Source organism: Allobosea sp. FG18 (genome assembly GCF_057809495.1).
In genome coordinates this window covers 78,583-103,259 of record NZ_JBMDKB010000023.1, presented here as the reverse complement: position 1 = coordinate 103,259, position 24,677 = coordinate 78,583, and the positions used below count along the sequence as shown (strand labels likewise).

General features: G+C 66.7%; 24 protein-coding genes. 18 read left to right on the top strand and 6 right to left on the bottom strand.

What is annotated here, in order from left to right; translation table 11 throughout:
- Positions 1 to 2: 2 nt before the first annotated feature.
- The 6 genes from ACODTJ_RS23380 to maiA are packed head-to-tail and all read left to right on the top strand — an operon-like array spanning position 3 to position 5,374.
- Entirely contained in the window at positions 3 to 746 is a 744-nt protein-coding gene (locus ACODTJ_RS23380) for an SDR family NAD(P)-dependent oxidoreductase (protein WP_454656959.1), read from the top strand.
- Between the two features lie 10 nt (positions 747 to 756).
- Positions 757 to 2,454: an FAD-dependent oxidoreductase gene (locus ACODTJ_RS23375; RefSeq protein WP_488850227.1), complete on the top strand. Its 1,698-nt coding sequence runs from the start codon at positions 757 to 759 to the stop codon at positions 2,452 to 2,454.
- Between the two features lie 13 nt (positions 2,455 to 2,467).
- A complete protein-coding gene (locus tag ACODTJ_RS23370) occupies positions 2,468 to 3,088 on the top strand; it encodes a glutathione S-transferase family protein (RefSeq protein WP_454656961.1) in 621 nt (206 codons plus the stop codon).
- 24 nt (positions 3,089 to 3,112) lie between these two features.
- A complete protein-coding gene (locus tag ACODTJ_RS23365; protein ID WP_454656962.1) occupies positions 3,113 to 3,943 on the top strand; it encodes an SDR family NAD(P)-dependent oxidoreductase in 831 nt (276 codons plus the stop codon).
- Positions 3,944 to 3,956: 13 nt separating this feature from the next.
- Entirely contained in the window at positions 3,957 to 4,727 is a 771-nt protein-coding gene (locus tag ACODTJ_RS23360; RefSeq protein WP_454656963.1) for an SDR family NAD(P)-dependent oxidoreductase, read from the top strand.
- Positions 4,728 to 4,741: 14 nt separating this feature from the next.
- A complete protein-coding gene (maiA, locus tag ACODTJ_RS23355; protein ID WP_454656964.1) occupies positions 4,742 to 5,374 on the top strand; it encodes a maleylacetoacetate isomerase in 633 nt (210 codons plus the stop codon).
- 6 nt (positions 5,375 to 5,380) lie between these two features.
- Here the strand turns inward: maiA and ACODTJ_RS23350 are convergent, their stop codons facing one another.
- Together ACODTJ_RS23350 and ACODTJ_RS23345 are read right to left on the bottom strand one after the other, a co-directional pair.
- Positions 5,381 to 6,163, bottom strand: a complete 783-nt coding sequence (locus tag ACODTJ_RS23350; RefSeq protein WP_454656965.1) for a helix-turn-helix transcriptional regulator — start codon at positions 6,161 to 6,163, stop codon at positions 5,381 to 5,383.
- Between the two features lie 373 nt (positions 6,164 to 6,536).
- Complete coding sequence (locus ACODTJ_RS23345; RefSeq protein ID WP_454656966.1) at positions 6,537 to 7,229, bottom strand: GntR family transcriptional regulator; 693 nt, start codon at positions 7,227 to 7,229, stop codon at positions 6,537 to 6,539.
- Positions 7,230 to 7,409: 180 nt separating this feature from the next.
- On the opposite strand from ACODTJ_RS23345, the gene aroQ (ACODTJ_RS23340) reads away from it, so the two are divergent.
- The gene (gene aroQ, locus ACODTJ_RS23340; RefSeq protein ID WP_454656967.1) at positions 7,410 to 7,877 is read left to right on the top strand and encodes a type II 3-dehydroquinate dehydratase; all 468 of its coding nucleotides are present in this window, start codon (positions 7,410 to 7,412) and stop codon (positions 7,875 to 7,877) included.
- Positions 7,878 to 7,912: 35 nt separating this feature from the next.
- On the opposite strand, the gene ACODTJ_RS23335 is transcribed toward aroQ (ACODTJ_RS23340), so the two are convergent.
- Positions 7,913 to 8,578: a TetR/AcrR family transcriptional regulator gene (locus ACODTJ_RS23335; RefSeq protein ID WP_454656968.1), complete on the bottom strand. Its 666-nt coding sequence runs from the start codon at positions 8,576 to 8,578 to the stop codon at positions 7,913 to 7,915.
- Positions 8,579 to 8,904: 326 nt separating this feature from the next.
- Here ACODTJ_RS23335 and ACODTJ_RS23330 point away from each other — a divergent pair, with 326 nt between their 5' ends.
- From ACODTJ_RS23330 to pcaG, 10 genes are all read left to right on the top strand, one after another.
- Positions 8,905 to 9,573: an amino acid ABC transporter permease gene (locus ACODTJ_RS23330; RefSeq protein WP_454656969.1), complete on the top strand. Its 669-nt coding sequence runs from the start codon at positions 8,905 to 8,907 to the stop codon at positions 9,571 to 9,573.
- Between the two features lie 7 nt (positions 9,574 to 9,580).
- The gene (locus ACODTJ_RS23325; protein WP_454656970.1) at positions 9,581 to 10,222 is read left to right on the top strand and encodes an amino acid ABC transporter permease; all 642 of its coding nucleotides are present in this window, start codon (positions 9,581 to 9,583) and stop codon (positions 10,220 to 10,222) included.
- A 49-nt stretch (positions 10,223 to 10,271) separates the two neighbouring features.
- Complete coding sequence (locus ACODTJ_RS23320; RefSeq protein WP_454656971.1) at positions 10,272 to 11,105, top strand: transporter substrate-binding domain-containing protein; 834 nt, start codon at positions 10,272 to 10,274, stop codon at positions 11,103 to 11,105.
- Between the two features lie 68 nt (positions 11,106 to 11,173).
- On the top strand, positions 11,174 to 11,905 hold the full coding sequence (locus ACODTJ_RS23315; protein WP_454658995.1) for an amino acid ABC transporter ATP-binding protein: 732 nt from the start codon (positions 11,174 to 11,176) through the stop codon (positions 11,903 to 11,905).
- A 44-nt stretch (positions 11,906 to 11,949) separates the two neighbouring features.
- Positions 11,950 to 12,399, top strand: a complete 450-nt coding sequence (gene aroQ, locus ACODTJ_RS23310) for a type II 3-dehydroquinate dehydratase (protein ID WP_265059422.1) — start codon at positions 11,950 to 11,952, stop codon at positions 12,397 to 12,399.
- An 11-nt stretch (positions 12,400 to 12,410) separates the two neighbouring features.
- Positions 12,411 to 13,475, top strand: a complete 1,065-nt coding sequence (locus ACODTJ_RS23305; RefSeq protein ID WP_488850221.1) for a Gfo/Idh/MocA family protein — start codon at positions 12,411 to 12,413, stop codon at positions 13,473 to 13,475.
- On the top strand, positions 13,472 to 14,302 hold the full coding sequence (locus tag ACODTJ_RS23300; RefSeq protein WP_454656973.1) for a shikimate dehydrogenase family protein: 831 nt from the start codon (positions 13,472 to 13,474) through the stop codon (positions 14,300 to 14,302). Before ACODTJ_RS23305 ends, ACODTJ_RS23300 begins: the two co-directional genes overlap by 4 nt.
- Before the next feature lie 13 nt (positions 14,303 to 14,315).
- Positions 14,316 to 16,223 carry a bifunctional sugar phosphate isomerase/epimerase/4-hydroxyphenylpyruvate dioxygenase family protein gene (locus ACODTJ_RS23295; RefSeq protein ID WP_454656974.1) on the top strand — a complete coding sequence of 636 codons (1,908 nt, stop codon included), beginning with the start codon at positions 14,316 to 14,318 and terminating at the stop codon, positions 16,221 to 16,223.
- 13 nt (positions 16,224 to 16,236) lie between these two features.
- Positions 16,237 to 16,956 (top strand): protocatechuate 3,4-dioxygenase subunit beta, encoded by a 720-nt coding sequence (gene pcaH, locus ACODTJ_RS23290; protein WP_488850218.1) that lies wholly within the window; start codon positions 16,237 to 16,239, stop codon positions 16,954 to 16,956.
- The gene (gene pcaG / locus ACODTJ_RS23285) at positions 16,940 to 17,656 is read left to right on the top strand and encodes a protocatechuate 3,4-dioxygenase subunit alpha (protein ID WP_454656976.1); all 717 of its coding nucleotides are present in this window, start codon (positions 16,940 to 16,942) and stop codon (positions 17,654 to 17,656) included. The genes pcaH and pcaG overlap by 17 nt, the downstream gene beginning before the upstream one ends.
- A gap of 167 nt (positions 17,657 to 17,823) precedes the next feature.
- Here pcaG and mfd read toward each other — a convergent pair whose 3' ends face one another.
- Both mfd and ACODTJ_RS23275 read right to left on the bottom strand, forming a co-directional pair.
- Entirely contained in the window at positions 17,824 to 21,372 is a 3,549-nt protein-coding gene (mfd, locus tag ACODTJ_RS23280; RefSeq protein ID WP_454656977.1) for a transcription-repair coupling factor, read from the bottom strand.
- 179 nt (positions 21,373 to 21,551) lie between these two features.
- Positions 21,552 to 21,848 carry an FAD assembly factor SdhE gene (locus ACODTJ_RS23275; RefSeq protein WP_454656978.1) on the bottom strand — a complete coding sequence of 99 codons (297 nt, stop codon included), beginning with the start codon at positions 21,846 to 21,848 and terminating at the stop codon, positions 21,552 to 21,554.
- 158 nt (positions 21,849 to 22,006) lie between these two features.
- On the opposite strand from ACODTJ_RS23275, the gene recG reads away from it, so the two are divergent.
- The gene (gene recG, locus ACODTJ_RS23270; protein ID WP_454656979.1) at positions 22,007 to 24,106 is read left to right on the top strand and encodes an ATP-dependent DNA helicase RecG; all 2,100 of its coding nucleotides are present in this window, start codon (positions 22,007 to 22,009) and stop codon (positions 24,104 to 24,106) included.
- 6 nt (positions 24,107 to 24,112) lie between these two features.
- Here recG and ACODTJ_RS23265 read toward each other — a convergent pair whose 3' ends face one another.
- A complete protein-coding gene (locus ACODTJ_RS23265) occupies positions 24,113 to 24,667 on the bottom strand; it encodes a hypothetical protein (protein WP_454656980.1) in 555 nt (184 codons plus the stop codon).
- Between the last annotated feature and the right edge of the window lie 10 nt (positions 24,668 to 24,677).

The following is a 24,677-nucleotide window of genomic DNA, read 5'->3' as shown; positions in this document are numbered from 1 at the left end:
TGATGGCTGCGCAGCAAGACAAACCCATCGCCCTCGTCACGGGCGGCGCTCGCGGGATCGGCCGAGCCATCGTCGAGCGGCTCTGCGCCGACGGCTTTGCGGTCGGCATCCTCGACCGCGAGGCGGAAATCGCGACCGCGCTGGTTAAGGAGCTTGAGGCGCAGGGTCACAGCGTCTTCTTCGAGCCGGTTGATCTCGCTGATCACGCCGGCCTCTCCGCGCTGGCAGAGCGGCTGCCGGTGGCGCAGGCGCTGGTCAACAATGCCGGCATCTTCGAGAACAAGCCGTTCTTCGATCTCGGGGCGAGCGATTTCGGCCGGATGATGGATGTCAACGTCACCGCGCTCTTCCTGCTGTCGCAGGCGGTCGCACGGCGGATGGAAAGGGGCGGGCGCATCGTCAACATCGCCTCCCGCACCTTCCTGGGCGCCCGCAACCACGCCCATTACGTCGCGTCCAAGGCCGCCGTCGTTGGCCTGACGCGGGCGATGGCGATGGAGCTTTTGCCGCGCGGCATCGCCGTCAACGCGGTGGCGCCGGGCGGAGTCGCGACCGAGATGGTGGCGAAGCAGTCTGAGGAAGCCCGCGCCGCCCTGCTCGCCCAGCAGCCGACCGGGGCGCTCGCGGCGCCAGAGGACATCGCCAACGCCGTCGCCTTCCTCGCCTCGCCGCGCACCAACTTCATCTACGGCCAGGTCCTGCTTGTCGACGGCGGCAAGTCGCTCGGCGGCGGCATGGGCGGCTGAGGGCGTGGCGATGAGCGAGAGCTTCGACGAAATCCGCGACGTCGTCGTGGTCGGCTCGGGCGCCGGGGGGATGTCGGCGGCGATCACCGCCGCCAAGGCCGGGCTCGACGTGCTACTGATCGAGAAGAGCGAGTATGTCGGCGGCAGCACCGCCGTCTCGGGCGGCGCGATGTGGGTGCCGGAAAACCCGCATGCGGCGAAAGCCGGCCATGCCGACACCCGCGAAGCGGCGATGACCTATCTCGAAGCGGTTCTCGGCAATCGCCTGCGGCCGGACCTGATGCGAGCCTTCCTCGACAACGGTCCGGAGATGGTCAGCTTCTTCGAGCGCGAGACGGCGCTGAAATTCGAGGCGCGGGCCTATTCGCCGGACTACCAGCCCGAGCAGCCCGGCGCCTCCAAGGGGGGCCGCACGATCGACCCGGCCCCCTATGACGGCAACGAGCTTGGCGCCGATTTCGCCCTGCTGCGCCCGCCGCTGAAGGAATTCACCGTGCTCGGCGGCATGATGGTCAACCGTCGGGATATCGACGCGCTGGTCGGCCGCTTCCGCAATCTCGCGAATTTCAGGCACAGCGCGAAGCTCCTGATCCAGTACGGGCTCGACCGCCTGCGCCATCCGCGCGGGGCGCGGCTGCTGATGGGCAATGCGCTCGCCGGGCGCCTGCTGAAATCGGCGCGGCAGGCGGGCGTCGACATCCGCACCCAGACGCCGGCTGGCGCGCTGATCGTGAAGGATGGCACTGTCATCGGCCTTACCATCAAGGGCCCCCAAGGCGAGCGCCGCATCGGCGCACGGCGCGGCGTCGTGCTGGCGAGCGGCGGCTTCCCGGCCAATGCCGTGATGCGCGGCGAGCACATGCCGCATGCGGATGTGCATCGCTCGATGGCACCGAAAACCGATACCGGCGACGGGATCAATCTCGGCCTCGCGGCCGGCGGAACCTTACGCGACGACAATATCGGCGCGGCCTTCTGGACGCCGGTTTCCGTGCTGAAAAAGCCTGATGGCAGCGAGGTGCAGTTCCCGCACCTGATCCTCGACCGCGCCAAGCCCGGCCTGATCGCGGTCGACGGCCAGGGCCGCCGCTTCGTCAACGAGGCGACCTCCTATCATGGCTTCGTCGAGGCGATGCATGCGAGCGGAGCCGTGCCCGCCTTCCTCGTTTGCGACAGCGATTTCCTGCGCAAATATGGGCTCGGCCTTGTTCATCCCGGCCTGAAGACGCCGAAGGCCTTCGTCGAAGCCGGCTATCTGTTCGAAGGCGAGAGCGTCGTCGCGCTGGCCGGACGCATCGGCGTGCCGGCCGAGACGCTGGCCGAGGCAGTGGCCGACATGAACGCTGCGGCGCATTCCGGCACGGATGCCGCCTTCGGCAAGGGCTCGAGTGAGTACAATCGCTATCTCGGCGACCCCAACCACAAGCCCAATGCCTGCCTCGGGCCGATCGAGACCGCGCCCTTCTATGCCGTGAAGGTCTGGCCCGGCGATATCGGCACCGCGACCGGCCTGACCTGCGATCCGCAGGCCCGCGTGCTCGGCCGCGACGGAGGACCGGTCGCCGGGCTCTATGCCAGCGGCAACGACATGAACTCGATCATGGCTGGCGCCTATCCCGGCGCCGGCATCACGCTCGGCCCCGCGCTCACCTTCGGCTTCATCGCCGGGCGGGCGCTGGCTTCCGAGTCCGACCGCCTGCCGCGCTAAGAGAGGCATTCCGATGAAGCTCTACCAGTCAGCCACGTCGCCCTTCGTGCTCAAGGTCCGGATCGCTGCCGCCGAGCTTGGCCTCCTCGACCGGATCGAGATGCTCGACGTCTCGCAGGAGTACAAATCCGGCGGGCCGCTGGCGCGCGAGCAGAACATCATCAAGACCAACCCGCTCGGCCAGGTGCCGACCCTGCTGCTCGCGGATGGCACGACGATAGCCGACAGCCGCGTCATCTGCGAATATCTCGATGGGCTCGGCGGTGGCCGGCTGTTCCCGGGCGAGCCCAAGGCGCGCTGGAACGCCCTGACCGAGCAGAGCTATGGCGACGGCCTGCTCGATGCGGCGCTGGCCGCGCGCTACGAGGGCCTGCTGCGCAGCGAGGAACAGCGTTGGCAGCGCTGGATCGACGGCCAGCTCGCCAAGGTCCATGCCACGCTCGACCTGATCGAGGGCAAGGCCGCCGGCTTCGGCGAGCGCGTCGATATCGGCACGATCACCTTCTACTGCGCGCTCTCCTATCTCGACCTGCGCTTCGCCGACCTGAACTGGCGCGAGGGCCGGCCGCAGGCTGCAGCCTGGTTCGCCAAGATCGCGGAACGTCCCGCCTTCGGCGGCCAGAAGCTCGGCTGAGGCTCAGGCAAGCGGGAGGCGGCGATGGGTGCGAATCTCGGGCTTGCCGGCCGGATCGTCCTGATCACCGGCGGTGCCTCCGGAATCGGGCGGGAATGCGCGCTGGCGCTGGCGCGCGAAGGCGCCGCCGTCGCGATCGCCGATGCGAACGAGCAGGGCGCGACGGACACCGTCTGCGAGATCGCGGCGCTTGGCGCCCGTGCCGCCGTGGCCAGTTTCGACGTGCGCAGCCCGACCGCAACCGAAACCGCGGTCGAGGCGATCGAACGCGATCTCGGCCCGCTCGACGGGCTGATCACGGCGGCCGGCATCTCCCGCCCTGCTCCGGCGACCGAACTCTCCGCCGAGAGCTGGGAGGCGGTGATCGGCGTCAATCTCTCCGGCACCTTCTATTCCTGCCAGGCGGCGGGCCGGCGCATGGTCGCGCGCGGACGCGGCGCCATCGTCACGATCGGCTCGGTCTCCTCGCTCGGCGGCCAGTCCGGCCGGGCGCATTACTGCGCCTCGAAGGCCGGCGTCGTCGGGCTGACGCGCGATCTCGCGGTCGAATGGGGCTCGCATGGCGTCCGCGTGAACTGCATCGGCCCGAGCGCGACCGACACCCCGATGATCCGCCGCGGCATTCCCGAGAGCTTCGTCGCCGGCGTGATGGAGGACCGCACGCCGCTCGGGCGATTGGCCCAGCCCTCGGAGGTCGCCTCGGTCTGCCTCTTCCTGCTCTCGGACCTCGCGAGCTACGTCAACGGCGCGCTGATCATGGCCGATGGCGGCGTCTCGGCCGGCTTCTTCACGCGTGGCCATGGCCGCGATTTCTCGTCCAAGGCCCTGCTCGCGCAGGGCGTCTACAGCGAATGACCCGGAGACCGACATGAGCAAGCTCGCCCTCGTCACCGGCGCCGGCCGCGGCATCGGCGCGGCCATCGCCTATAAGCTCGCGGCCGATGGCTGGCGCGTTGCGGTCTGCGACCTCACGAAAGAGCCGGCGGCAGCGGTCGCGGCCGCCCTGCCCGGTTTCGGCCATAGCGGCTGGGCGGTCGATGTCTCCGACGAAGCTTCCGTCGAGGCGCTGTTCGATGCGGTCGAGGCCGCCCATGGCCCCGTCACCGGGCTGGTCTGCAATGCCGGCGTGCTGCTGATGGCGGCCGATGGCGAGCGGCCGACCATCTTCGACATGACGCTGGACGACTGGGAGAAGACCCATGCCGTCAACACCCGAGGCGTCTTCCTGAGTATCCGCGCCTATGCGCGCCGCCGCCGGGCGCTGCCGGTCGAAGGCGGGCGCGTCACCACGACCAGTTCGGTCGCGGCGGAGCTTGGCGGCTATCGCGGCTCGGCCAGCTATATCTCGTCGAAATCCGCGATCCTCGGCTTCACCAAGGCGATGGCGCGCGAGCTCGCCTCGCTCGGCATCACCGTGAACTGCGTCGCACCGGGCGTGATCGACGCGCCGATGCTCACTGCGGCGACGCCGCGCTCGGCCGCGCCGGGCTCGATGGATGCGCTGGCGCAGGCCGTGCCGCTCGGCCGGCTCGGGACGCCGGAGGACATTGCCGGGGCCGTGTCCTTCCTGTTGTCCGAGCAGGCCTCCTACATCACCGGCGCGACGATCGACGTCAATGGCGGCTACCGCATGGCCTGACGAGGGAGCCCAACATGATCCTGCACGGCTATTTCCGCTCTTCCGCCGCCTGGCGCACGCGCATCGCCTTCAATCTCAAGGGCGTGACGCCGCAGAGCGTGATCCATAACCTGCGCGACGGCGCCCAGAACGAGCCGGCCTATGCGGCGATCAACCCACAGAAGCTGATCCCGGCGCTGGAACTCGACGACGGCACGGTGCTGACACAGTCGCTCGCGATCATCGGCTGGCTCGACCGCGAGGTGCCGCAGCCGCCGCTCGTTCCGGCCGATAATGCACTGCGCGCCCGCGTCGAGGCCTTCGCGCTGGTCATCGCCTGCGAAACCCACCCCTTCCAGAACCCGAAGATCCAGAAGCGCCTGCGCGCCAAGGGCTTTTCGGAAGCCGACGTGCAGGACTGGCTCGCTGTTGCAATGAACGAAGGCCTGAGCGCCTGCGAAACGCTGATCCGGGACCAGCCCGGTCCATTCTGCTTCGGCGGTGCACCGACCTTGGCCGATATCTGCCTCGTGCCGCAGATCGGCAGCGCGCGACGCTACGGGATCGATCTATCGCCCTATCCGAAGCTCGTCGCGATCGACGCGCATTGCGCCACCCTGCCCGCCTTCATCGCGGCAAGGCCAGACCAGCAGCCGGACGCGGTGTGAGCCGGCTCACATCAGGATGCGCATCAACTCGTTCTGCGAGGAGATGCCGAGCCTTGCATAGGCGCGCTTGCGATAGGTCAGCACGGTATTGATGCCGACGCCGAGTTCCAGCGCGATGCCCTCCGAGGTCAGGCCGGCAGCGACGAGCGCGCAGACATCCCGCTCGCGCTTCGACAGCTCCGGCGCTGCCTTTTCCAATCGGGCATGGAAATCCCGCGCCGCGCCACGGCCACCTGCCGGCTTCGTCACCTCGTAGTGCCGCCAGAGCGCCGCCATCAGCAGCGGCGCGCTTTCGACGAGATTCGCAATCTCAGCCTCGCCAAAGCTCTCCTTGCGGCGGCGGTAGATGCTGAGCCGCAGCGTGCCGGCCTCGCGGCGCTGCAAGAGCGAGAAGCGCTCCGACAGCCCAACCGAGAGATAGCATTCGCTGCGATAGGCCGAGCTTTCGATGTCGGCCGCCTTCATCCGCACGCCCCAGCAATCGGCCTCTTCGCTATCGTCGAGCGGGATCGCGTTGGCCGGATCCGCGCTCCAATGCCGGGAGACGTACCGGCGGGCAATCTCGAGCGCTGGCTGCCCGGAATTGTAGTGGTTCTCGGCCAGCAGCGTATGCACCTCGCCGTCAGGCGCAGCGACGAAGGCGGTCACGATCTCGGTCCCGGTGAAGCGGCGGGCGATATCGAACAGGCCGCTGGAAAAATCGGAGCGGCCGACGCTTTCGATCACGCGCGGCATGGTCGCCAGGATACTGCGCGCGGCTACGGCCTGCTGGATGGCCACAAGCTGCATTCAAACCTCCCGCCGGCCCCTCTTTCGGTCCGGCTTGCAGCCGGCGGCGGAGGCCGTTTCAGGCTCACAGCGTTAACAGTATCCAACTTCGCATGCAAACTTTCGGACGAGACGAGGCCGGTTTTCCAAGGGCGGCGCCCTACCCGCATGATGGACCTGTTCCGTCGATAAGGCTCATGGCGGCTTCGTGCCCTACGATTGTCATTCCGGCGCTTCGCGTCAGCGAAGACCCCGGAACCCACGACTGGGGCCGCCACTTGCAACTGACTGTTTCGTGTCTCACCCAGTCGTGGGTTCCGGGTTCGCGCATGCGGCACGCCCCGGAATGACAAGGGTGGTTCCAGACTGGGATGATCTCCCAATCAAGACGCCTTCAGCCGACCAGACCACGCTCCAGCGCGACATCGATGCAGCCATGGATATGGCCGTGCAGCAGCTTTTGCGCCCCGGCAGCGTCCCTGCGCATCGCACAGTCGAGCAGGGCCTTGTGGTCCTCGGTCGAGGTCGGGCCCCAGAAGATGAAGAAGACCATCTGGTAGCGCAGGTAACGGTCATAGATGCCGGCATGGAGATCGAGCAGCGCCTTCGAGCCGCAGGCCGAGACCAGCGCCTGATGGAACTCGAAATCGTAGCGCTTCCAGGCCTGCGTGCCGGACTCGTCGCCCGCGAGCAGGCGCTGCTCCATCCGGGCGAGCTTGTGATGGGCGGCGACGACGCGCCCTTCCCACTCGACATCGCCGGCCTCGAAGGACTGCGCCAGCGCATGGCTCTCGATCAGCAGGCGCAGGTCGGCGAGCTCCCTGAGGTCCGTCGCCGAACAGGGCGCAACCTGGAAGCCGCGCTGCCCCTCCGCGACGACGAGCCCCTCCGGCGCCAGCCGGTTCAGGATCTCGCGCAAGGTGCTGATGCCGACGCCGTAGACGGATTTCAGCCGATCGAGTGGTAGGCGCTGGCCGGGCTGGAGCACGCCGAAGACGATGTCGTGCTTGATGCGCTCATAGGCCTGCTCACCGGTCGAGAGAACCGGGATCTCTTCGCCGCCGATCTCGAATGCCGCGTCCGTCATGCTGCTCCCTGCCCTCGCGCGTTCCTGTCAGGAAGCGAGGCTGCCCGCAAGCCTGGCTCTCATGTTCACATAAATCAACTGATGATCGATAAATTATCAGTTGATCTGTCTTTCATCCTGCATCACGCTCCACTCACGAGCTGCGAACGAGGCCATCAGAGCTTCGCCTGGGAGGATGTCATGGCGGACACGGAAGCTGCGGCATCACGCCGGATTTTCATCCTGAACGGCCCCAACCTGAACCTGCTCGGGCAGCGCGAGCCGCATATCTACGGCTCGACCACGCTGGCGGAGATCAAGGAAAGCTGCGAGGCGAAGGCGGCTTCGCTCGGTTTCGCGGTCGACTTCCGCCAGACCAATTTCGAGGGCGAGCTGGTTGAGAGCGTGCATCAGGCGCGGCAGGAGGCCTGTGGGATCATCATCAACCCGGCCGGCTACACCTTCACGTCCGTCGCGCTGCTCGATGCGCTCAAGATGTTCGATGGCCCGAAGATCGAATTGCACATCTCGAATGTGCATGCACGCGAGAGCATTTATCACAACTCTCTGGTCTCGCGGACCGCGACCGGCATCATCATCGGCCTGGGAGCAGCCGGCTACGAACTCGCCATCCAGGCGATGGCAGGCCTCGTCGCGGCGCGGAGCTGACGGCGATGCCTTCGCCTGCCCTGCCCCTCAAGGCTTCAGGCGCGCAGCATGCGCAGCACCGTGTCGATCGCGGCGGCGCGGCGGCGCACCAGCGCCTCGGGCGCACCCATGTCATGGCCAAAGACCTGGCGGATGCTGGCGCGGTTGGAGACGTTGTAGAAGGCCAGCGCGCTGATCGTCAGATGGATGTCCAGCGCCTCGATGCCCGGCCGGAACAGCCCGGCCGCCACGCCGCGCTCATAGGCTTCGCGGATCATGTCGATGGCCGAGAGGTTGAGCGTCGCGATCCGGTCGGAAGTCGCGAGATGGCGTGCGTGGTGGATGTTCTCGACCATGACGAGCCGCACGAAATCCGGGTTCTCGGCGTGGTAGTCAAAGGTGAAGCCAGCCAGCAGCGTCATGGCCTCGACCGGCGGCAGGCTGGCGAGGTCGAGGCTGCGCTCGAAGCCGCGGATGCGCTCGTACATCTCCTCGAGGACGGCGCGGTAGAGCCCCTCCTTGTCCCCGAAATAGTAGTAGATCATCCGCTTGCTGGTCGCGGTCCGCGCCGCGATCTCGTCGACGCGCGCGCCGCTCAGGCCGTTCTCGACGAATTCCTCCTTCGCGACAGTCAGGATGTTGCGGCGGACGCCTTCCGGGTCCTGCGTCCAGGACGCCGGCTTGCGGCCCGTTGCCTTCGGCACCGACGCTGCCTTGCTCATGCTTCACCCACAAGAGAACCAACCCGGAAGCCCGGGCGAACGCATCGAAATGGACAAGGCGGTACATTGCGCTTGACCAAATGAACTATCCGGTACATTTAACATGTCGTCGGCAGAGCGCAAGCCGGCGAGCCAGAAGACAAAGGCACCCGAAAAGAGGTGTCGCGACTGCGGACGGGAACCGGATCGACCCCTTTGAGAAGGTCGACCGAGACTGCATCGGACCGAAAGGTGGCTTCCACTTTTCGGATGAATCCGATGCAACACCAAGGAGATAGATCATCGTTCTCGCGCCCCTTGGGGCGCGCGATGATCTAGGGAGCGCCATGAACTACAAGCTCGATTTCACGCCGGTGATCGACGGGATGCCAGCCCTGCTGATGGGCTGCCTCGGCACCTTCCTGCTCGCGATCAGCGGCATGGCGCTGGCCATCGTCATCGGCATCGGTGGCGTGATCCTGCGCGACTCCAGGATCGCTCCGGTGCGCTGGCTCGTGAAGGCCTTCGTCGAGATCATCCGCAACACGCCGTTCCTGGTCCAGATCTTCTTCATCTATTTCGCCTTGCCGCTGGCGGGCCTCAGGCTCGACCCGACGCCGACCGCGATCATCGCGCTCGGCATCAATGGCGGCGCCTATGCCATCGAGATCATCCGCGGCGGCGTCCAGTCGATCGGCAAGGGCCAGATCGAGGCCGGCCTCGCGCTCGGCCTGCACAAGGCCCAGGTCTTCCGCCTGATTGTGCTGAAGCCGGCGCTCAGGGCGATCTTCCCCTCGCTTACCAGCCAGTTCGTCTTGCTGACGCTGACGACTTCCATCGCCTCGGCGATCTCGGCCTATGAGCTGACCTCGGTGGCGCAGCGGATCGAATCCGACAGTTTCCGCTCCTTCGAGGTCTACGGCACGATCACGCTGTTCTACCTCGTGATCTCCTGGGTGATGATGCGCTTCTTTACGGCGATCTCGACCCGCTACTTCAGCTATCCGGTGAAGTGAGGGCGCGATGGGAACGAACGAATTCCTCTTCCTGCTCACCGGCCTGAAATGGACCGTGCTGCTCTCGCTGGTCGGCTTCGTCGGCGGCGGCGTGTTCGGGCTCGCGATCGCGCTGATGCGGGTCTCCGAGCGGCCGCTGATGGAGCGCATCACGGCAGGCTATATCGCGCTGTTCCAGGGCACGCCGCTCCTGATGCAACTTTTCGTGGTCTATTACGGCCTCGCGCTGGTCGGGCTGAAGCTCGATGCATGGGTCGCGGTCGCGATCGGCTTCACGCTCCATGCCAGCGCCTATCTCGGCGAGATCTGGCGCGGCTCGATCGAGGCCGTACCGAAGGGCCAGACCGAGGCCGCCAAGGCGCTGAGCCTGTCCTATACCTCGCGGATGCGCGACGTGATCCTGCCGCAGGCGATCCGTATCTCGCTGCCGGCGACGATCGGCTTCCTGGTCCAGCTGATCAAGGGCACCTCGCTCGCCGCGATCGTCGGCTTCACCGAGCTGACGCGGGCCGGGAACATCGTCTCCAACCAGATCTTCCAGCCGCTCCTCGTCTTCGGGATCGTCGGCATCCTCTATTTCCTGCTGTGCTGGCCGCTCTCGCTCTACGGCTCGCATCTCGAGCGCCGCATGGCCATCGCCGCGCGCTGACCACCCCGTTCACCGCCTGAACCAACCAAACACGAAGAGGGAGAGAAACATGACGAAGATGAAAACCACCCGCCGCAGCCTGCTCGTCGCCGGCGCTGCCGCGCTGGCTATGCCGGCCGTACTGAGCACCCCTGCCTTCGCCGTCACCCCGGCCGAGATCAAGGCCAAGGGCAAGATCGTCGTCGGCATCCAGGGCGATAATCCCCCGTGGGGCTTCGTCAACTCGGCCGGCAAGCAGGAGGGCCTCGACGCCGATATCGCGACGCTTTTCGCCAAGGAACTCGGCGTGCAGGTGGAGTTCGTGCCGCTCGAGGTCAATAACCGCATTCCGGCCCTGACCACCGGCCGCGTCGACGTGCTGTTCGCGACCATGGCGATGCTGCCCGAGCGCGCCAAGGCCGTGCAGTTCTCCAAGCCCTATGTCGCCAATACCATCGTGCTGATCGGCCCGAAGAAGGACAAGATCACCACCAACGAGGATATGGGCCGCTACACGATCGGCGTCGCCAAGGGCGCGGCGCAGGACACGCAGGTGACCAAGAACGCCCCGGCCAACACCACCATCCGCCGCTATGACGGCGATGCGCCCTCGATCCAGGCGCTGGTCTCCGGCCAGGTTCAGGCGCTCGGCGGCAACATCTTCTACATGCAGCGCATCGAGCAGGGCCGCCCCGGCGAGTTCGAGAACAAGCTCGAATTCCAGAACCTCTACAACGGCGCCTGCACCCGCCTCGGCGAGAAGGAGATCAACGCCGCGATCAACAGCTTCATCGACAAGATCAAGGCCAATGGCGAGCTGCAGAAGGTCTACGACAAGTGGATGAAGGTGCCGGTGCACAAGTTCCCGGAGAGCCTCGAAGGCATCACCTTCACCGCGGGCTGAGCGCGCGACGAGACGAGGTCAGGGTCATGAACCAGCCAGCCGTCCAGAACGCCGCCTCGGCGGACGCCATGATCGCCATGATGCATGTCGAGAAATGGTATGGCGAGTTCCAGGCCCTGACCGACATCAACCTGTCGGTCCGCAAAGGCGAGCGCATCGTGCTTTGCGGGCCGTCGGGCTCCGGCAAGTCGACGCTGATCCGCTGCATCAACCATCTGGAGAGCTACCAGAAGGGCGAGATCCGGGTCGGCGGCACGAGGCTCGGCGACGACGCGAAGACCATCGACGCGGTGCGCCGCGAGGTCGGCATGGTCTTCCAGCATTTCAACCTGTTCCCGCACATGACCGTGCTGGAGAACTGCATGCTGGCGCCGATGCGCTCGCTTGGCGCCAGCAAGGCGGAAGCCGAGGCCACCGCCCGCCAACTGCTCGGCCGCGTGAAAATCCTCGAACAGTCCGAGAAGTATCCAGCGCAGCTTTCGGGCGGCCAGCAGCAGCGCGTCGCGATTGCCCGCGCGCTCTGTATGAAGCCGAAGGTCATGCTCTTCGACGAGCCGACGTCGGCCCTCGATCCCGAGATGGTCAAGGAGGTGCTCGACACCATGATCGCGCTCGCCGAGGAGGGCATGACCATGATCTGCGTCACTCATGAGATGGGCTTCGCCCGACAGGTGGCGAACCGCGTCATCTTCATGGCCTCCGGCGCCATCGTCGAAGAGGCCCCGCCCGAAGCGTTCTTCCAGAATCCCCGCCATGAGCGGACCCGGCAATTCCTCGGCGAAATCCTGCGCAAGCACTGAAACACCCGTCCGGCCCCGCCGGGCACCTCAACGGAATGCGAACGATGTCACGCCTCGTCTATGTCCTGAACGGCCCGAACCTGAACCTGCTCGGCAAGCGCCAACCGCATATCTACGGGCACGAGACGCTGGCCGATGTCGAGCGCGACTGCCGCAAGCTCGCCGAGGAATTGAAGCTGGAACTGCGCTTTCACCAGTCCAACCGCGAATACGAACTGATCGACTGGATTCACGAGGCGCGCGAGGATGGCGCCGGCATCGTCATCAACCCGGCCGCCTTCACGCATACCTCGGTCGCGCTGCTCGACGCGCTCAACACCTTCGAGGGGCCGGTGATCGAGTGCCATATCTCGCAGGTCCATAAGCGCGAGGCCTTCCGCCATCACTCCTATGTCTCCCTGCGTTCGGACGGCGTCATCGCCGGCTTCGGCACGCAAGGCTATCAGCTCGGCTTGCGGCGCATTGCCAAGCTCATCGACGATCAGGCCGCGTGAGGAACGCCCCGATGGCTCCGGTGAAAATCGCGGTGATGGGGGCGGGCCTTATCGGCAAGCGTCATGCCGCCCATGTCCGGGCCGAGCCCGGCGCTGTCCTGTCAGCGATCATCGACCCGGCCCCGGCCGGCAAGGCCTTCGCGGAGGAGATCGGCGTCGCCTGGTATCCGGGTTTCGACGCCCTCCCCGCCGCCGAGAAGCCAGATGGCGTCATCGTCGCGACGCCGAACCAGCTTCATGTCGCCAACGGGCTGGAGCTGTTCGCGGCCGGCATTCCCATGCTGGTCGAGAAGCCGCTGGCCGACAGCGTCGATAGCGCCCGCAAGCTCGTCCAAGCTGCCGAGGCGGCGGGCGTGCCGCTCCTCGTCGGCCACCACCGCCGCCACAACCCGATGATTCGGAAGGCGCGCGAGGCGATCGATGCCGGTCGGCTCGGCCGCATCCTGACGCTCAACGGACAGTTCTGGCTGGTGAAGCCGGACGATTATTTCGACGTCGACTGGCGCAGGCAGGAGGGCGCGGGCCCGATCCTGATCAACCTGATCCACGATATCGACCTGTTCCGCTATCTCTGCGGTGAGATTACCGGCGTGCAGGCGCTGAGTTCCAACGCCGTGCGCGGCAATCCGGCCGAGGAGACGGCCGTCGCGATCCTGCGCTTCGCCAATGGCGCGCTCGGCACAGTCAGCGCCTCCGACACCGTCGTTTCGCCCTGGAGCTGGGAGCTGACCACCGGCGAGAACCCCGCCTATCCGCGTCAGGACCAGTCCTGCTACCAGATCGGCGGGACGCATGGTTCGCTGACGATCCCTGCGCTCGAACTCTGGAGCCATAGCGACAAGCGTGGCTGGTGGGAGCCTCTCAGGCGCGAACGCATTCCCTTCGTGCCCGAAGACCCGTTGCAGGCGCAGGTCCGGCATTTCTGTGCGGTGATCCGCGGCGAGGAGGCTCCGCTCGTCTCCGGCCGCGAAGGCCTGGCGACGCTCGCCGTCATCGAGGCGGTGAAGCGGGCGGCGCGCAGCGGCGCTCCGGTCGAGATCGCCCCCGAGCCGGCGCCTGCGAGGGCTGGCGCATGATCAAGGGTACGACGCGATTGATCGGCCATCTCGGCTACCCGACCGAGAGCTTCAAGGCGCCGATGATCTACAACCCCTATTTCCAGCGCGAGGGGATCGATGCCGTCGTCGTGCCGATGGGCTGCCGCAGCGCGGACTACCCTGATTTCCTGAAGCTGTTCTTCCGCCTGTCCAACGCCCATGGCGCGCTGGTGACGATGCCGCACAAGGTCACCACGACCGGCCTCGTCGACAGGCTCTCGCCGACCGCCGCGATCGCCGGCGCCTGCAACGCCGTGAAGCTCGAAGCCGATGGCCGGCTCAGTGGCGACATGTTCGACGGCGAGGGCTTCGTGCGCGGCGTCCTGCGCAAGGGCCATAAGTTAGATGGCGCCCGCGCGCTCGTCGTCGGCGCGGGTGGCGTCGGCTCGGCAATCGCCGCCTCGCTGGCGAAGGCCGGTGTGGCAGAGCTGGGCCTGTTCGACAGGCAGGCATCCGCAGCCGAAGAACTCAGCCAGCGATTGACGGCGCACTACCCTGCCCTTCGCGTCGCTACCGGCTCGAACGACCCCGATGGCTTCGACCTCGTTGTCAACGCCACGCCGCTCGGCATGAAGCCGGACGATCCGCTGCCGGTCGAGGTTTCTCGCCTGTCCGCCTCCGCCTTCGTCGGCGAAGTCGTGATGGCGCAGGAGATCACGCCCTTCCTCGCCGCGGCCCGCGCACGCGGCTGCGCCGTGCAAGTCGGTACCGACATGCTGTTCGAGCAGATACCCGCCTATCTGGAGTTCTTCGGCCTGCCTTCGACCACGGCCGAAGACCTGCGGGCCGTCGCGCAATTGGCTTGAGAGGAGGCATCTCGTGATTCCATCGATCGCCACCGTCTGCGTTTCCGGCACGCTCCAGGAAAAGCTCGAGGCCATCGCCGCCGCCGGCTTCACAGCCGTCGAAATCTTCGAGAATGACCTGATCGCCTTCCCCGGCTCACCCACGGAAGTCCGGCGCATCTGTGCCGATCTCGGCCTGACGATCGTGACCTGCCAGCCCTTCCGCGATTTCGAGGGCATGCCCGAGGGGCGCCGCCAGCGCGTCTTCGACCGGGCCGAGCGCAAGTTCGATCTCTTGCAGGAATTGGGCACGGACCTGCTCTTCGTCTGCTCCAGCGTTTCGCCGGAAGCCCTGCCCGGCATCGACCGGCTCGCCGCCGATTTCGCCGAGTTGGGCGAGCGTGCGGGGCGCCGCGGCCTGCGTGTCGGCTACGAGGCGCTGGCCTGGGGGCGGCATGTCTTCGACTATCGCGACGCCTGGGAGATCGTGCGCCGCGCCAACCGGCCGGAGGTCGGGATCGTGCTGGATTCCTTCCATATCCTGGCGCGCGGGCTCGACCTCGCGGCGATCGGCACGATTCCGCGCGACAGGATCGCGATGGTGCAGATGGCCGATGCGCCGCTGCTGCAGATGGACCCGCTCTCCTGGAGCCGGCACTGGCGCTGCCTGCCGGGACAGGGCGACCTGAACCTCTCCGGCTTCATGCGCGCGCTGGCCGCGACGGGCTATGACGGCGTGCTCTCGCTGGAAATCTTCAACGATCGCTTCCGCGCCGGCTCGGCCCGTTCCGTCGCGCTCGATGGTCATCGCTCGCTGATCTGGCTGCTCGATGAGACCGCGCGACAGGTCGGCAAGTCGGTGCCCGGCGCCGTGCCGATGCCGCCGCCGGCTCCGGTCGAGGCGGTCGAATTCATCGAGTTCGCGGTGTCGGAGGCCGAGCGGCCGGGTTTCGAGCGGCTGCTGCGGGCGCTCGGTTTCGCACGCGCCGGCGCGCATCGCTCCAAGGATGTCGATCTCTGGAAACAGGGCGATATCCGCATCGTCCTGAACAGCGAGGCCGACGGCTTCGCCCATAGCTATCAGATCACGCACGGCACCTCGGTTTGCGCGCTGGCCTTGCGCGTGCCGGATGCGCAGGCCGCGATCGCGCGCGCTACCGCATTGCTCGATGTGCCGCATGCCAGCGCTGTCGGGCCGGGCGAACTCGACATTCCGGCCGTGCGCGGGCTCGGCGGCAGCCTGCTCTATTTCCTCGACCACACCTCGGCGCTCGGCCGCTGGGCGGAGGTCGATTTCGAGGCGACCGGTGAAGCCTCTGATCATGCCGGGCTGACCGGCGTCGACCATGTCTCGCAGAGCATGCAATACGAGGAGATGCTGACCTGGCTGCTGTTCTACTCCTCGCTGTTCGAGACGCGGAAGACGCCGAGCCAGGCCGTGCTCGATCCCGGCGGCGTGGTCCAGAGCCAGGTGATCGAGAGCGGCCTAGATGGCAGGAACGGCCATGGCCTCAGGCTCATCCTCAACGGCTCGCAGAGCCACCGCACACTCTCGGCCCGCTTCATCACCGATTTCTTCGGCTCCGGCGTGCAGCATATCGCTTTCGCGACCGACGACATCGCCGCGACCGTCAAGCGGCTGGTTGCCAATGGTGTCGCCATGCTACCCATCCCCGAGAACTACTATGACGACCTCGAAGCCCGCTCCGACCTGACGGGCGAGGAGATCGACGCGATGAAGGCGCTGAACATCCTCTATGACAGCGATGCCGGCGGCGCGTTCCGGCAGGCCTATACCCAGACGCTGGATGGCGGGCTGTTCTTCGAGATCGTCCAGCGCGACGGTTATGCCGGATATGGCGCCGCCAATGCCGGCATCCGGCTCACCGCGCAATCAAGGCTCGCGCGCCCGATCAGCGTTCCCGCGCCGAGCCATGGCTGAGGAGAGAAGCCGCATGAGCAGCCTGATCCTTCCCTATGCGGGGCTCGATGCCGGACAGCCGGCCTCGCTCTCCCCGGATTACCGTTCGACCGTGGCGCGCAGCCCGCGCCAGGCCCCGATCGCGATCCCGCAGACGCTGACCGAGGTGACCGGGCCGACCGACTGGTCGCGCCTGATGGGCCCGGCCATGGCCGACCTCACCACCCAGCACAAGGCGGAGCCGCAGGGTCAGCGCATCGTCGTAACCGGCCGCGTGCTTGACGAGGACGGAAGGCCCGTGCCGAACACCGTCGTCGAGATCTGGCAGGCGAACGCCGCCGGCCGCTATATCCACGCCAAGGACGACTGGCCGGCCCCGCTCGATCCGAATTTCACCGGCGTCGGCCGGGTGATCACCGACGAGCAGGGCCGCTATCGCTATGTCACGATCCGGCCCGGCGCCTATCCCTGGGGCAACCACAAGAACGCCTGGCGCCCGGCCCATATCCATCTCTCGCTGCTGGGCCCCGCTTTCGCGACGCGGCTGGTCACGCAGATGTATTTCCCCGACGATCCGCTGATCGAGATCGACCCGATCGCGAATGCCGTGCCGATGCCCTATCGCCAGCGCATGGTCTCGCGCTTCGACATCGGCACCACCGAGCCGAACTGGGCGCTGAGCTATGTCTTCGACATCGTGCTCAAGGGCCGCGATCAGACGCCGTTCGAGGACGACCATGACGACGACCACTGATCTAGCAATCACTGATCTGGAATCCCGCAACGCCGCGCCGCGGCAGGACAGCCAGGACCCGTCGATCTTCGGCCAGACGCCGTGGCAGACGGTCGGCCCCTATTTCCATTACGGCCTGCCCTGGAAGGGTGGCGCCGATCTCGTTGGCCGATCCGAGATGGGCGCCCGCCCCGACCTGATGCCGCCGGGGCATTTCCTGCTCTCGGGCTCGAATGTCTCAGGTCAACCCGAGGGCGAGGTCATCGCGCTCGCCGGCTGCGTCTACGATGCCGACGGCAAGCCGATCGAAGACGCGATGATCGAGATCTGGCAGGCTAACGCCAAGGGTCGCTATGCCAGCCCGGACGACGACCGCGCGGATGTGGCGCTCGACCGGCATTTCGTCGGGTTCGGTCGCGCCTCGACCGACAAGGACGGCGTCTACCGTTTCCGCACGATCCGACCCGGCCGCGTGCCCGGCCCCGGCAACAGCCTTCAGGCGCCGCATATCGCGCTCTCGGTCTTCGGCCGCGGCCTGCTGAAGCGCCTGCCGACCCGGCTCTATTTCGCCGATGGCGAGGGCAACGAGACCGACCCGATCCTCGCGCTCGTGCCCGAGGCGCGCCGCCACACCCTGATCGCCCAGCACAAGCCGGACGGGACATGGTGGCTCGACATCAACCTCGCCGGTGAGAACGAGACGGTGTTCTTCGACCTTTAGAGAATGACCCAACGCGGGTCATCCCGAGCGACCGAAGGGAGACCCGGGATCCATTCCGGAGCCTCTATTCGACAGGCTCCGGCATGGATCCCGGATCGGCGCGGCTTCGCCGCTTGTCCGGGATGACCCGCGAGGGATTTCTATGACGGGAGAAGTTCGCCGCCCGCTCAGGCCGCCTTCTTCCGTTCCGCGATCCGCGCGAGATCGGTCAGCAGCCGGCGCGTCGCCTTGAGACGCTGCTCGACAGTGTCGAAATCGTCGATGAAGACGACGCGCATGTCAGGGCGGACCTTCGCCAGCGTGCCGATCTTCGCGACATAGGAAACCAGCCCTTCCGGATTCGCGAACTCATTGTTGCGGAAGGCGACAATGATGCCCTTCGGCCCGGCCTCGACCTTCTCGACATTGGCGCGCTTGCAGAGTGCCTTGATCGCGACGATCTCCAGGAGCTGGTTGACCTCCTCCGGCAGCGGGCCGAAGCGGTCGACCAATTCGGCGCCGAAGGACTGCAATTCGGCATCGTCGTCCATGGTCGAGAGCCGCTTGTAGAGCGTCAGCCGCAGCGTCAGGTCGGCGACATAGTGCTCGGGGATCATGACGGGAGCGCCGACCTGGATCGCCGGCGACCATTGCGCCTCGGTCTCGAACTCGATGCCGGCCTTGAGCGCCGCCACGGCCTCTTCCAGCATCTGCTGGTAGAGCTCGTAGCCGACCTCCTTGATATGGCCGGACTGCTCGTCGCCGAGCAGGTTGCCGGCGCCGCGGATGTCGAGATCGTGGCTGGCGAGCTGGAAGCCGGCGCCGAGCGTGTCCAACGATTGCAGCACCTTGAGCCGCTTCTCGGCCTGCTCGGTCAGCTTGCGATTGGCCGGCACGGTGAAGAGCGCATAGGCGCGGGTCTTCGAACGGCCGACGCGGCCGCGCAGCTGATAGAGCTGGGCGAGGCCGAACATGTCGGCGCGATGCACGATCAGCGTGTTCGCGGTCGGGATATCGAGACCGGATTCGACGATCGTGGTCGAGAGCAGGATGTCGTACTGGCCCTCGTAGAAGGCCGTCATCACATCTTCCAGCGTGCCGGCCGCCATCTGGCCATGGGCGATGCCGACCTTGCACTCCGGCACTTGCTTGTCGAGGAAGTCCTTGACGTCGGCGATGTCCTCGATGCGCGGCACGACATAGAAGCTGCGCCCGCCGCGATAGCGCTCGCGCAGCAGCGCCTCGCGCACGATCAGCGGGTCGAAGGGCGTGACGAAGGTGCGGACCGCGAGGCGATCGACCGGTGGCGTCGCGATGATCGAAAGCTCGCGCACGCCGGTCATGGCGAGCTGGAGCGTGCGCGGGATCGGTGTCGCCGAAAGCGTCAGCATATGCACCTCAGCGCGCAATTCCTTCAGCTTCTCCTTATGGGCGACGCCGAAATGCTGTTCCTCGTCGACGATGACGAGGCCGAGATCCTTGAAGTCGACGCCCTTGCCGAGCAGCGCATGGGTGCCGACGACGATGTCCATCGTCCCGTCCTTGGCGCCCTGCTTCACCGCCTTCAGATCGGCCGAGCCGACGAAGCGCGAGGCCTGCCCGACATGGACCGGCAAGCCGGCAAAGCGATCCGCGAAGTTGCGGTAATGCTGGCGCGCCAGCAGCGTCGTCGGTACCACGACCGCGACCTGCTTGCCGTTCAGTGCCGCGGCGAAGGCGGCACGCAGCGCGACCTCGGTCTTGCCGAAGCCGACATCGCCGCAGACCAGCCGGTCCATCGGGCGCCCGGCCGCTAGATCGTCCAGCACGGCGTCGATCGTGTTCTGCTGGTCCTCGGTTTCCTCATAGGGGAAGCGGGCGCAGAACTCGTCATAGACACCGTCCGGCGGAATGAGACGCGGCGCATCCTTGAGCGCGCGGGCCGCCGCGATTTGGATGAGCTTGCCGGCCATCTCGCGGATGCGCTGCTTGAGCTTGGCCTTGCGTGCCTGCCAGCCGCCGCCGCCGAGGCGGTCAAGCTGGACCTCGGTATCCTCGGAGCCGTAGCGGGACAGAAGCTCGATGTTCTCGACCGGCAGGAAGAGCTTGGAATCGCCGGCATAATGGATTTCGAGGCAGTCATGCGGCGCGCCTGCCGCCGTGATCGTCTGCAGGCCGATGAAGCGGCCGATGCCGTGATCGACATGGACGACGAGGTCGCCCGGCGCGAGCGAGGACAATTCGGCGATGAAGTCCTGCGGGCGCTTGGTCTTGCGGCGCGGACGGACGAGGCGGTCGCCAAGGATATCCTGCTCGCCGATGACCGCGAGCCGCCCGGCCTCGAAGCCGGTCTCGAAGCCCCAGACCGCGAGCGCGATCGTGCCGGGCTTGAGGTCGAAGGCGGCCCGCAGCGAGCCGGTCAGTTGCGTGCTCTTGAGGCCGTGATCGGCCAGCACATGCGCCAGCCGCTCACGCGAGCCCTCCGACCAGGCGGCGAGGATGACGCGCTTGCCGTCCGCCTCCAGCGCCTTCACATGGGCGACCGCAGCATCGAAGACGCCGCCGGCATCGGCGGTGCGCTCGGCCGCGAAGCTGCGGCCCTGCTTGCCGCCGAGATCGAGAATCAGCTTGCCCTCGCTATCGGGCAACTGGAACGGCGTCAGGCTGGCGACGCCCGAGATATCCATCACCGCGCGCCAGTCGGCAGGCGAGAGATAGAGCGCGTCCGGCGGCAAGGGCTTGTAGGGAATGCCGCCGCCCCCGCCCTGCTCCAGCGCCGCCTTGCGGGCGTCGTAATAGTCCTTGATCAGGCTGATGCGCTCGCCGACCGCATCCTCGGCCTGATGGTCGAGCACCAGCGGCACGTCGGGCAGATAGGTGAAGAGCGTGTCGAGCTTTTCCGCCAGCAGCGGCAGCCAGTGCTCCAGACCGGCCGGGCGGCGTCCTTCGCTGACGGCTTCATAGAGCGTGTCGTCGCGGCCGGGCGTCCCGAAGGTCGAGATATAGGACTGGCGGAAGCGGCGGATGCTCTCGCTCGTCATCTGCGCTTCGGACATCGGCACGAGATCGAGCCCGCGCAATTGCCCGGTGGTGCGCTGCGTCTCCGGATCGAAGGTGCGGATCGATTCCAGCGTGTCGCCGAAGAAGTCGAGCCGGATCGGCGCCGGCATGCCCGGCGGGAACAGGTCGACGATGCCGCCGCGCACGGCGAATTCGCCGGTCTCGCGCACGGTCGAGGTCCGTAGATATCCGTTGATGTCGAGCCAGCGCGCCAGTTGCTCGGTATCGACCACGTTGCCGGGTGCGGCCGAGAAGCTCTCCGAGGCGACCTTGCCGAAAGCAGGCACGCGCTGGAGCGCGGCGTTGACGGTGGTGAGCAGCAGACGCGGCCGGTCACCGGACTTGGTCTTGGCGAGGCGCGAGAGCGTCGTCATCCGGTGCGCCACGATGGCAGGCGCGGGCGAAACGCGGTCATATGGCTGGCAATCCCAGGCCGGGAAGCTCATCACCTCGAGATCCGGCGCGACAAATTGCAGCGCGTTCTCAAGGACCTGCAGGCGCTGGCCATCACGCGCGATGAAGACGAGCAGCGCTGCCCCCTCGGCCTTCTTGGCGCGGGCGCGAGTCAGGTCGGCGAGCACGACGGCGTCGAAGCCATCCGGCACGCCGGCGAGCGTCGGCTTGTCGCCGCGGTTGAGCGCATCGAGCAGGCGGTCGAGCTGGGGCTTCGCGATCTGGCTGGGAGGAGGAATGCTCATCGGTACGCTTCAGTTCTGACTATCGCTTGTCATTCCGGGGCTTCGCGCAGCGAAGGACCCGGAACCCACGACTGGGTGAGCTGCTTGCAACCGAACACCGCAGTCGCACCCAGTCGTGGGTTCCGGGTTCACGCCTGCGGCGCGCCCCGGAATGACAACGGTGGAGGCCGGCCGAGCCCTCACACATGAATCGGCTTGTCGTGATGGTGGAAGGCCTTGAGCTTGCGGAACAGGTCCGTGTCGTAATTCGCGGGCACGGGCGCCTCCCCGGTCACCCAGCTCAGCAGGTCCCGGTCCAGCACCTCGATCAGCCGCTCGAACTCGTCGAGCTCGGCATCGCTGAAGCCGGCGATGGCCTCGTCGGCGAAGCGACCCATGATCAGGTCCATCTCGCGCATGCCGCGATGCCAGGCACGGAACAGGATCTTGCGGCGGCGCGGGTCGAGATCGGCGCTGGAGCGGGTCGAGCCGGACATGAGAACCTCGGGCAAAAACCTTGGGGGATGGCGCAATGATCATAGGGTCGGCCCCGTCGCGGAGCCTGCCTGAGCAGGCTATATAGCGACGCAACCCGGCGAAGTCAGCGGCGAAGCGGCCGCGATCTTCGCGCTCCTGACAGTTTCGCGAGACGTTTTTGCGCCCCTCGATCCTCGATCCGCTCTTCGCCCCCGTCACGACGCTTGCCGGCGTCGGGCCCAAGCTCGGCAAGGTGCTGGACAAGTTTCTTGGCGACGAGACGAGGCCGGCGCGCGTCGTCGACCTGCTATTCCAGCTCCCGACCGGCGCGGTCGACCGTAGGCCGAGCCCCTCGATCGCGGATACGCCGATCGGCGATGTCGCGACCTTCACCGCCCGCGTCAGCGAGCATCGTCCGGCGCCCGCCGGCAAGAAGGCGCCCTATCGCATCATCGTCGAGGACGAGACCGGCGACGTCACGCTCGTCTTTTTCCATGCCGATTCCCGGCATCTCGCGCAGACCCTGCCGATCGGCGCCTATCGCCTGATCTCGGGCAAGCTCGAGCTCTGGGAGGGCATGCGCCAGATGGTGCATCCCGAGCGCATCCTCGACCCCAAGCTCGCGGCGACCCTGCCCGCCTTCGAACCGGTCTATCCGCTGACCGAGGGCATCGGCCAGCGCATGATGATGCGGACCGTGCAGGCGGCGGCCGAGCGTTGCCCGGAAATGCCGGAATGGCAGGACCCCGCCTTCCTCGCCAGGAGCGACTTTCCGTCGTTCCATCAGGCGATCGAAGCCCTGCACCACCCGGTCGATCGCAAGGCGGCCGAGGGCGATACGGTCGCGCGACGCCGGATCGGCTATGACGAATTGCTTGCGAGCCAGATCGCGCTCGCCCTCGTGCGCCGCCAGCAGAAGAAGATCGCCGGCCGCGCCACCACGGGCGATGGTGGCGTGCGCTTCCGCATCCAGTCCGCCCTGCCCTTCGAGCTGACCGAGGGCCAGCGCAAGGCGATCGCCGACATCCATTCCGACATGGCCAAGCCGGAGAAGATGCTGCGCCTGCTCCAGGGCGATGTCGGCTCCGGCAAGACCGTGGTCGCGCTGATGGCGATGGCGGCGGCCGCCGAGGCGGGACGGCAATCCGTCCTGATGGCGCCGACCGAAATCCTCGCCCGCCAGCATGCCGAGCGCCTGGCGCCGCTGGCCGAGAAGGCCGGGCTCAAGCTCGCCCTGCTGACCGGGCGCGAGAAGGGCGCCGGACGCAAGCAGGTGCTCGCCGGACTGGCGGATGGCTCGATCGATATCGCCGTCGGCACCCACGCGCTGTTCCAGGAAGGTGTCGCCTTCCGCGATCTGGCGCTCGCCGTGGTCGACGAGCAGCACCGCTTCGGCGTGCATCAGCGCCTGCTGCTCGGCTCCAAGGGCGAGGCGGTGGACGTGCTGGTGATGACCGCGACGCCGATCCCCCGGACGCTCTCGCTGACCTGGTTCGGCGACATGGATATCTCGATCCTCTCCGAGAAGCCGGCGGGCCGGAAGCCGATCGTCACCCGCGCCGTCTCCTCCGAGCGTTATGACGAGGTCGTCGGGGCCATCGGCCGTGCGGTCGAGAGCGGTGCGCAGGCCTATTGGGTCTGCCCGCTCGTGCAGGAATCCGACACGCTCGACGTCGCCGCCGCGCAGGAGCGCTACGAGGCACTACGCGAAATCTTCGGCGACAAGGTCGGCTTGCTGCACGGCCAGATGCCCGGCCGTGACAAGGACGCCGCCATGGCCGCCTTCGTCGCCGGCGAGACCCGCATCCTCGTCTCGACCACGGTGATCGAGGTCGGTGTCGACGTGCCCAATGCCAGCGTCATGGTGATCGAGCATGCCGAGCGCTTCGGCCTCGCCCAGCTTCATCAGCTGCGTGGGCGCATCGGGCGTGGGCAAGCCGCCTCGACCTGCCTGCTGCTCTACAAGGGGCCGCTCGGCCCGGTCGCCGAGGCGCGGCTCACCATCATGCGGGAGACCGAGGACGGTTTCCGCATCGCCGAGGAAGACCTGCGGCTGCGTGGCGAGGGCGAGGTGCTCGGCACCAAGCAATCGGGCTCGCCGGACTGGCGCATCGCCCGGCCGGAGATCGATGGCGACCTGCTGGCGGCGGCGCGCGACGATGCACGATTACTGATCGAGCGCGATCCGCATCTGGAGACGCCGCGCGGCCAGGCGATCCGCGTGCTGCTCTATCTGTTCGAGCGTGACGTCGCGATCCGGCTGCTGCGGGCAGGCTAAAGTACTTCAATCTCGCAGGGAGATGAACACCAACTCGTTCAACCTCCTCTGGAACAAGAAAACAACGAACACCTGCACTAGGGAAGCAAGAAGATAAACTGCGATCAGCACACCCAAGCTGATGTCCCCGGAAATCAAAGCTGAATATGGCCCGGTTGCAAATTTGCCGACACAAACGGCGATGAAGAACAATCGAATGAAATCGTCGCCCAGCACGAAAGCAGAACCTGTCTGACTCACCCTAATTACCCAGTACGTCGTCATCCAGATCAGGCCGATAGGCAGAGCCAAAACGCAGGAAATTCTTGGGAAAAGCCCCACCGTGCAAAGGGCAGCCTGTGACGCATCGTCGGCTCTCGACAGCAAGTCCGCAAGCGCACCCCTGTCCGGCCACATGCCGATCAGATGCGCACAGCTTCCAGCGCTCCATGGCATTTGGGTGGCTGACTGCCAAAGTCCGGCTGTCAGCACCGCAGCAACCTCGACCACGACCAGCCCGACGAGCAGCAAGGCGGTGATGTTCGAGGCGTTGAGCCAAGCTTCGTAAGATTGCCTCGTCATCCCGAAAGCC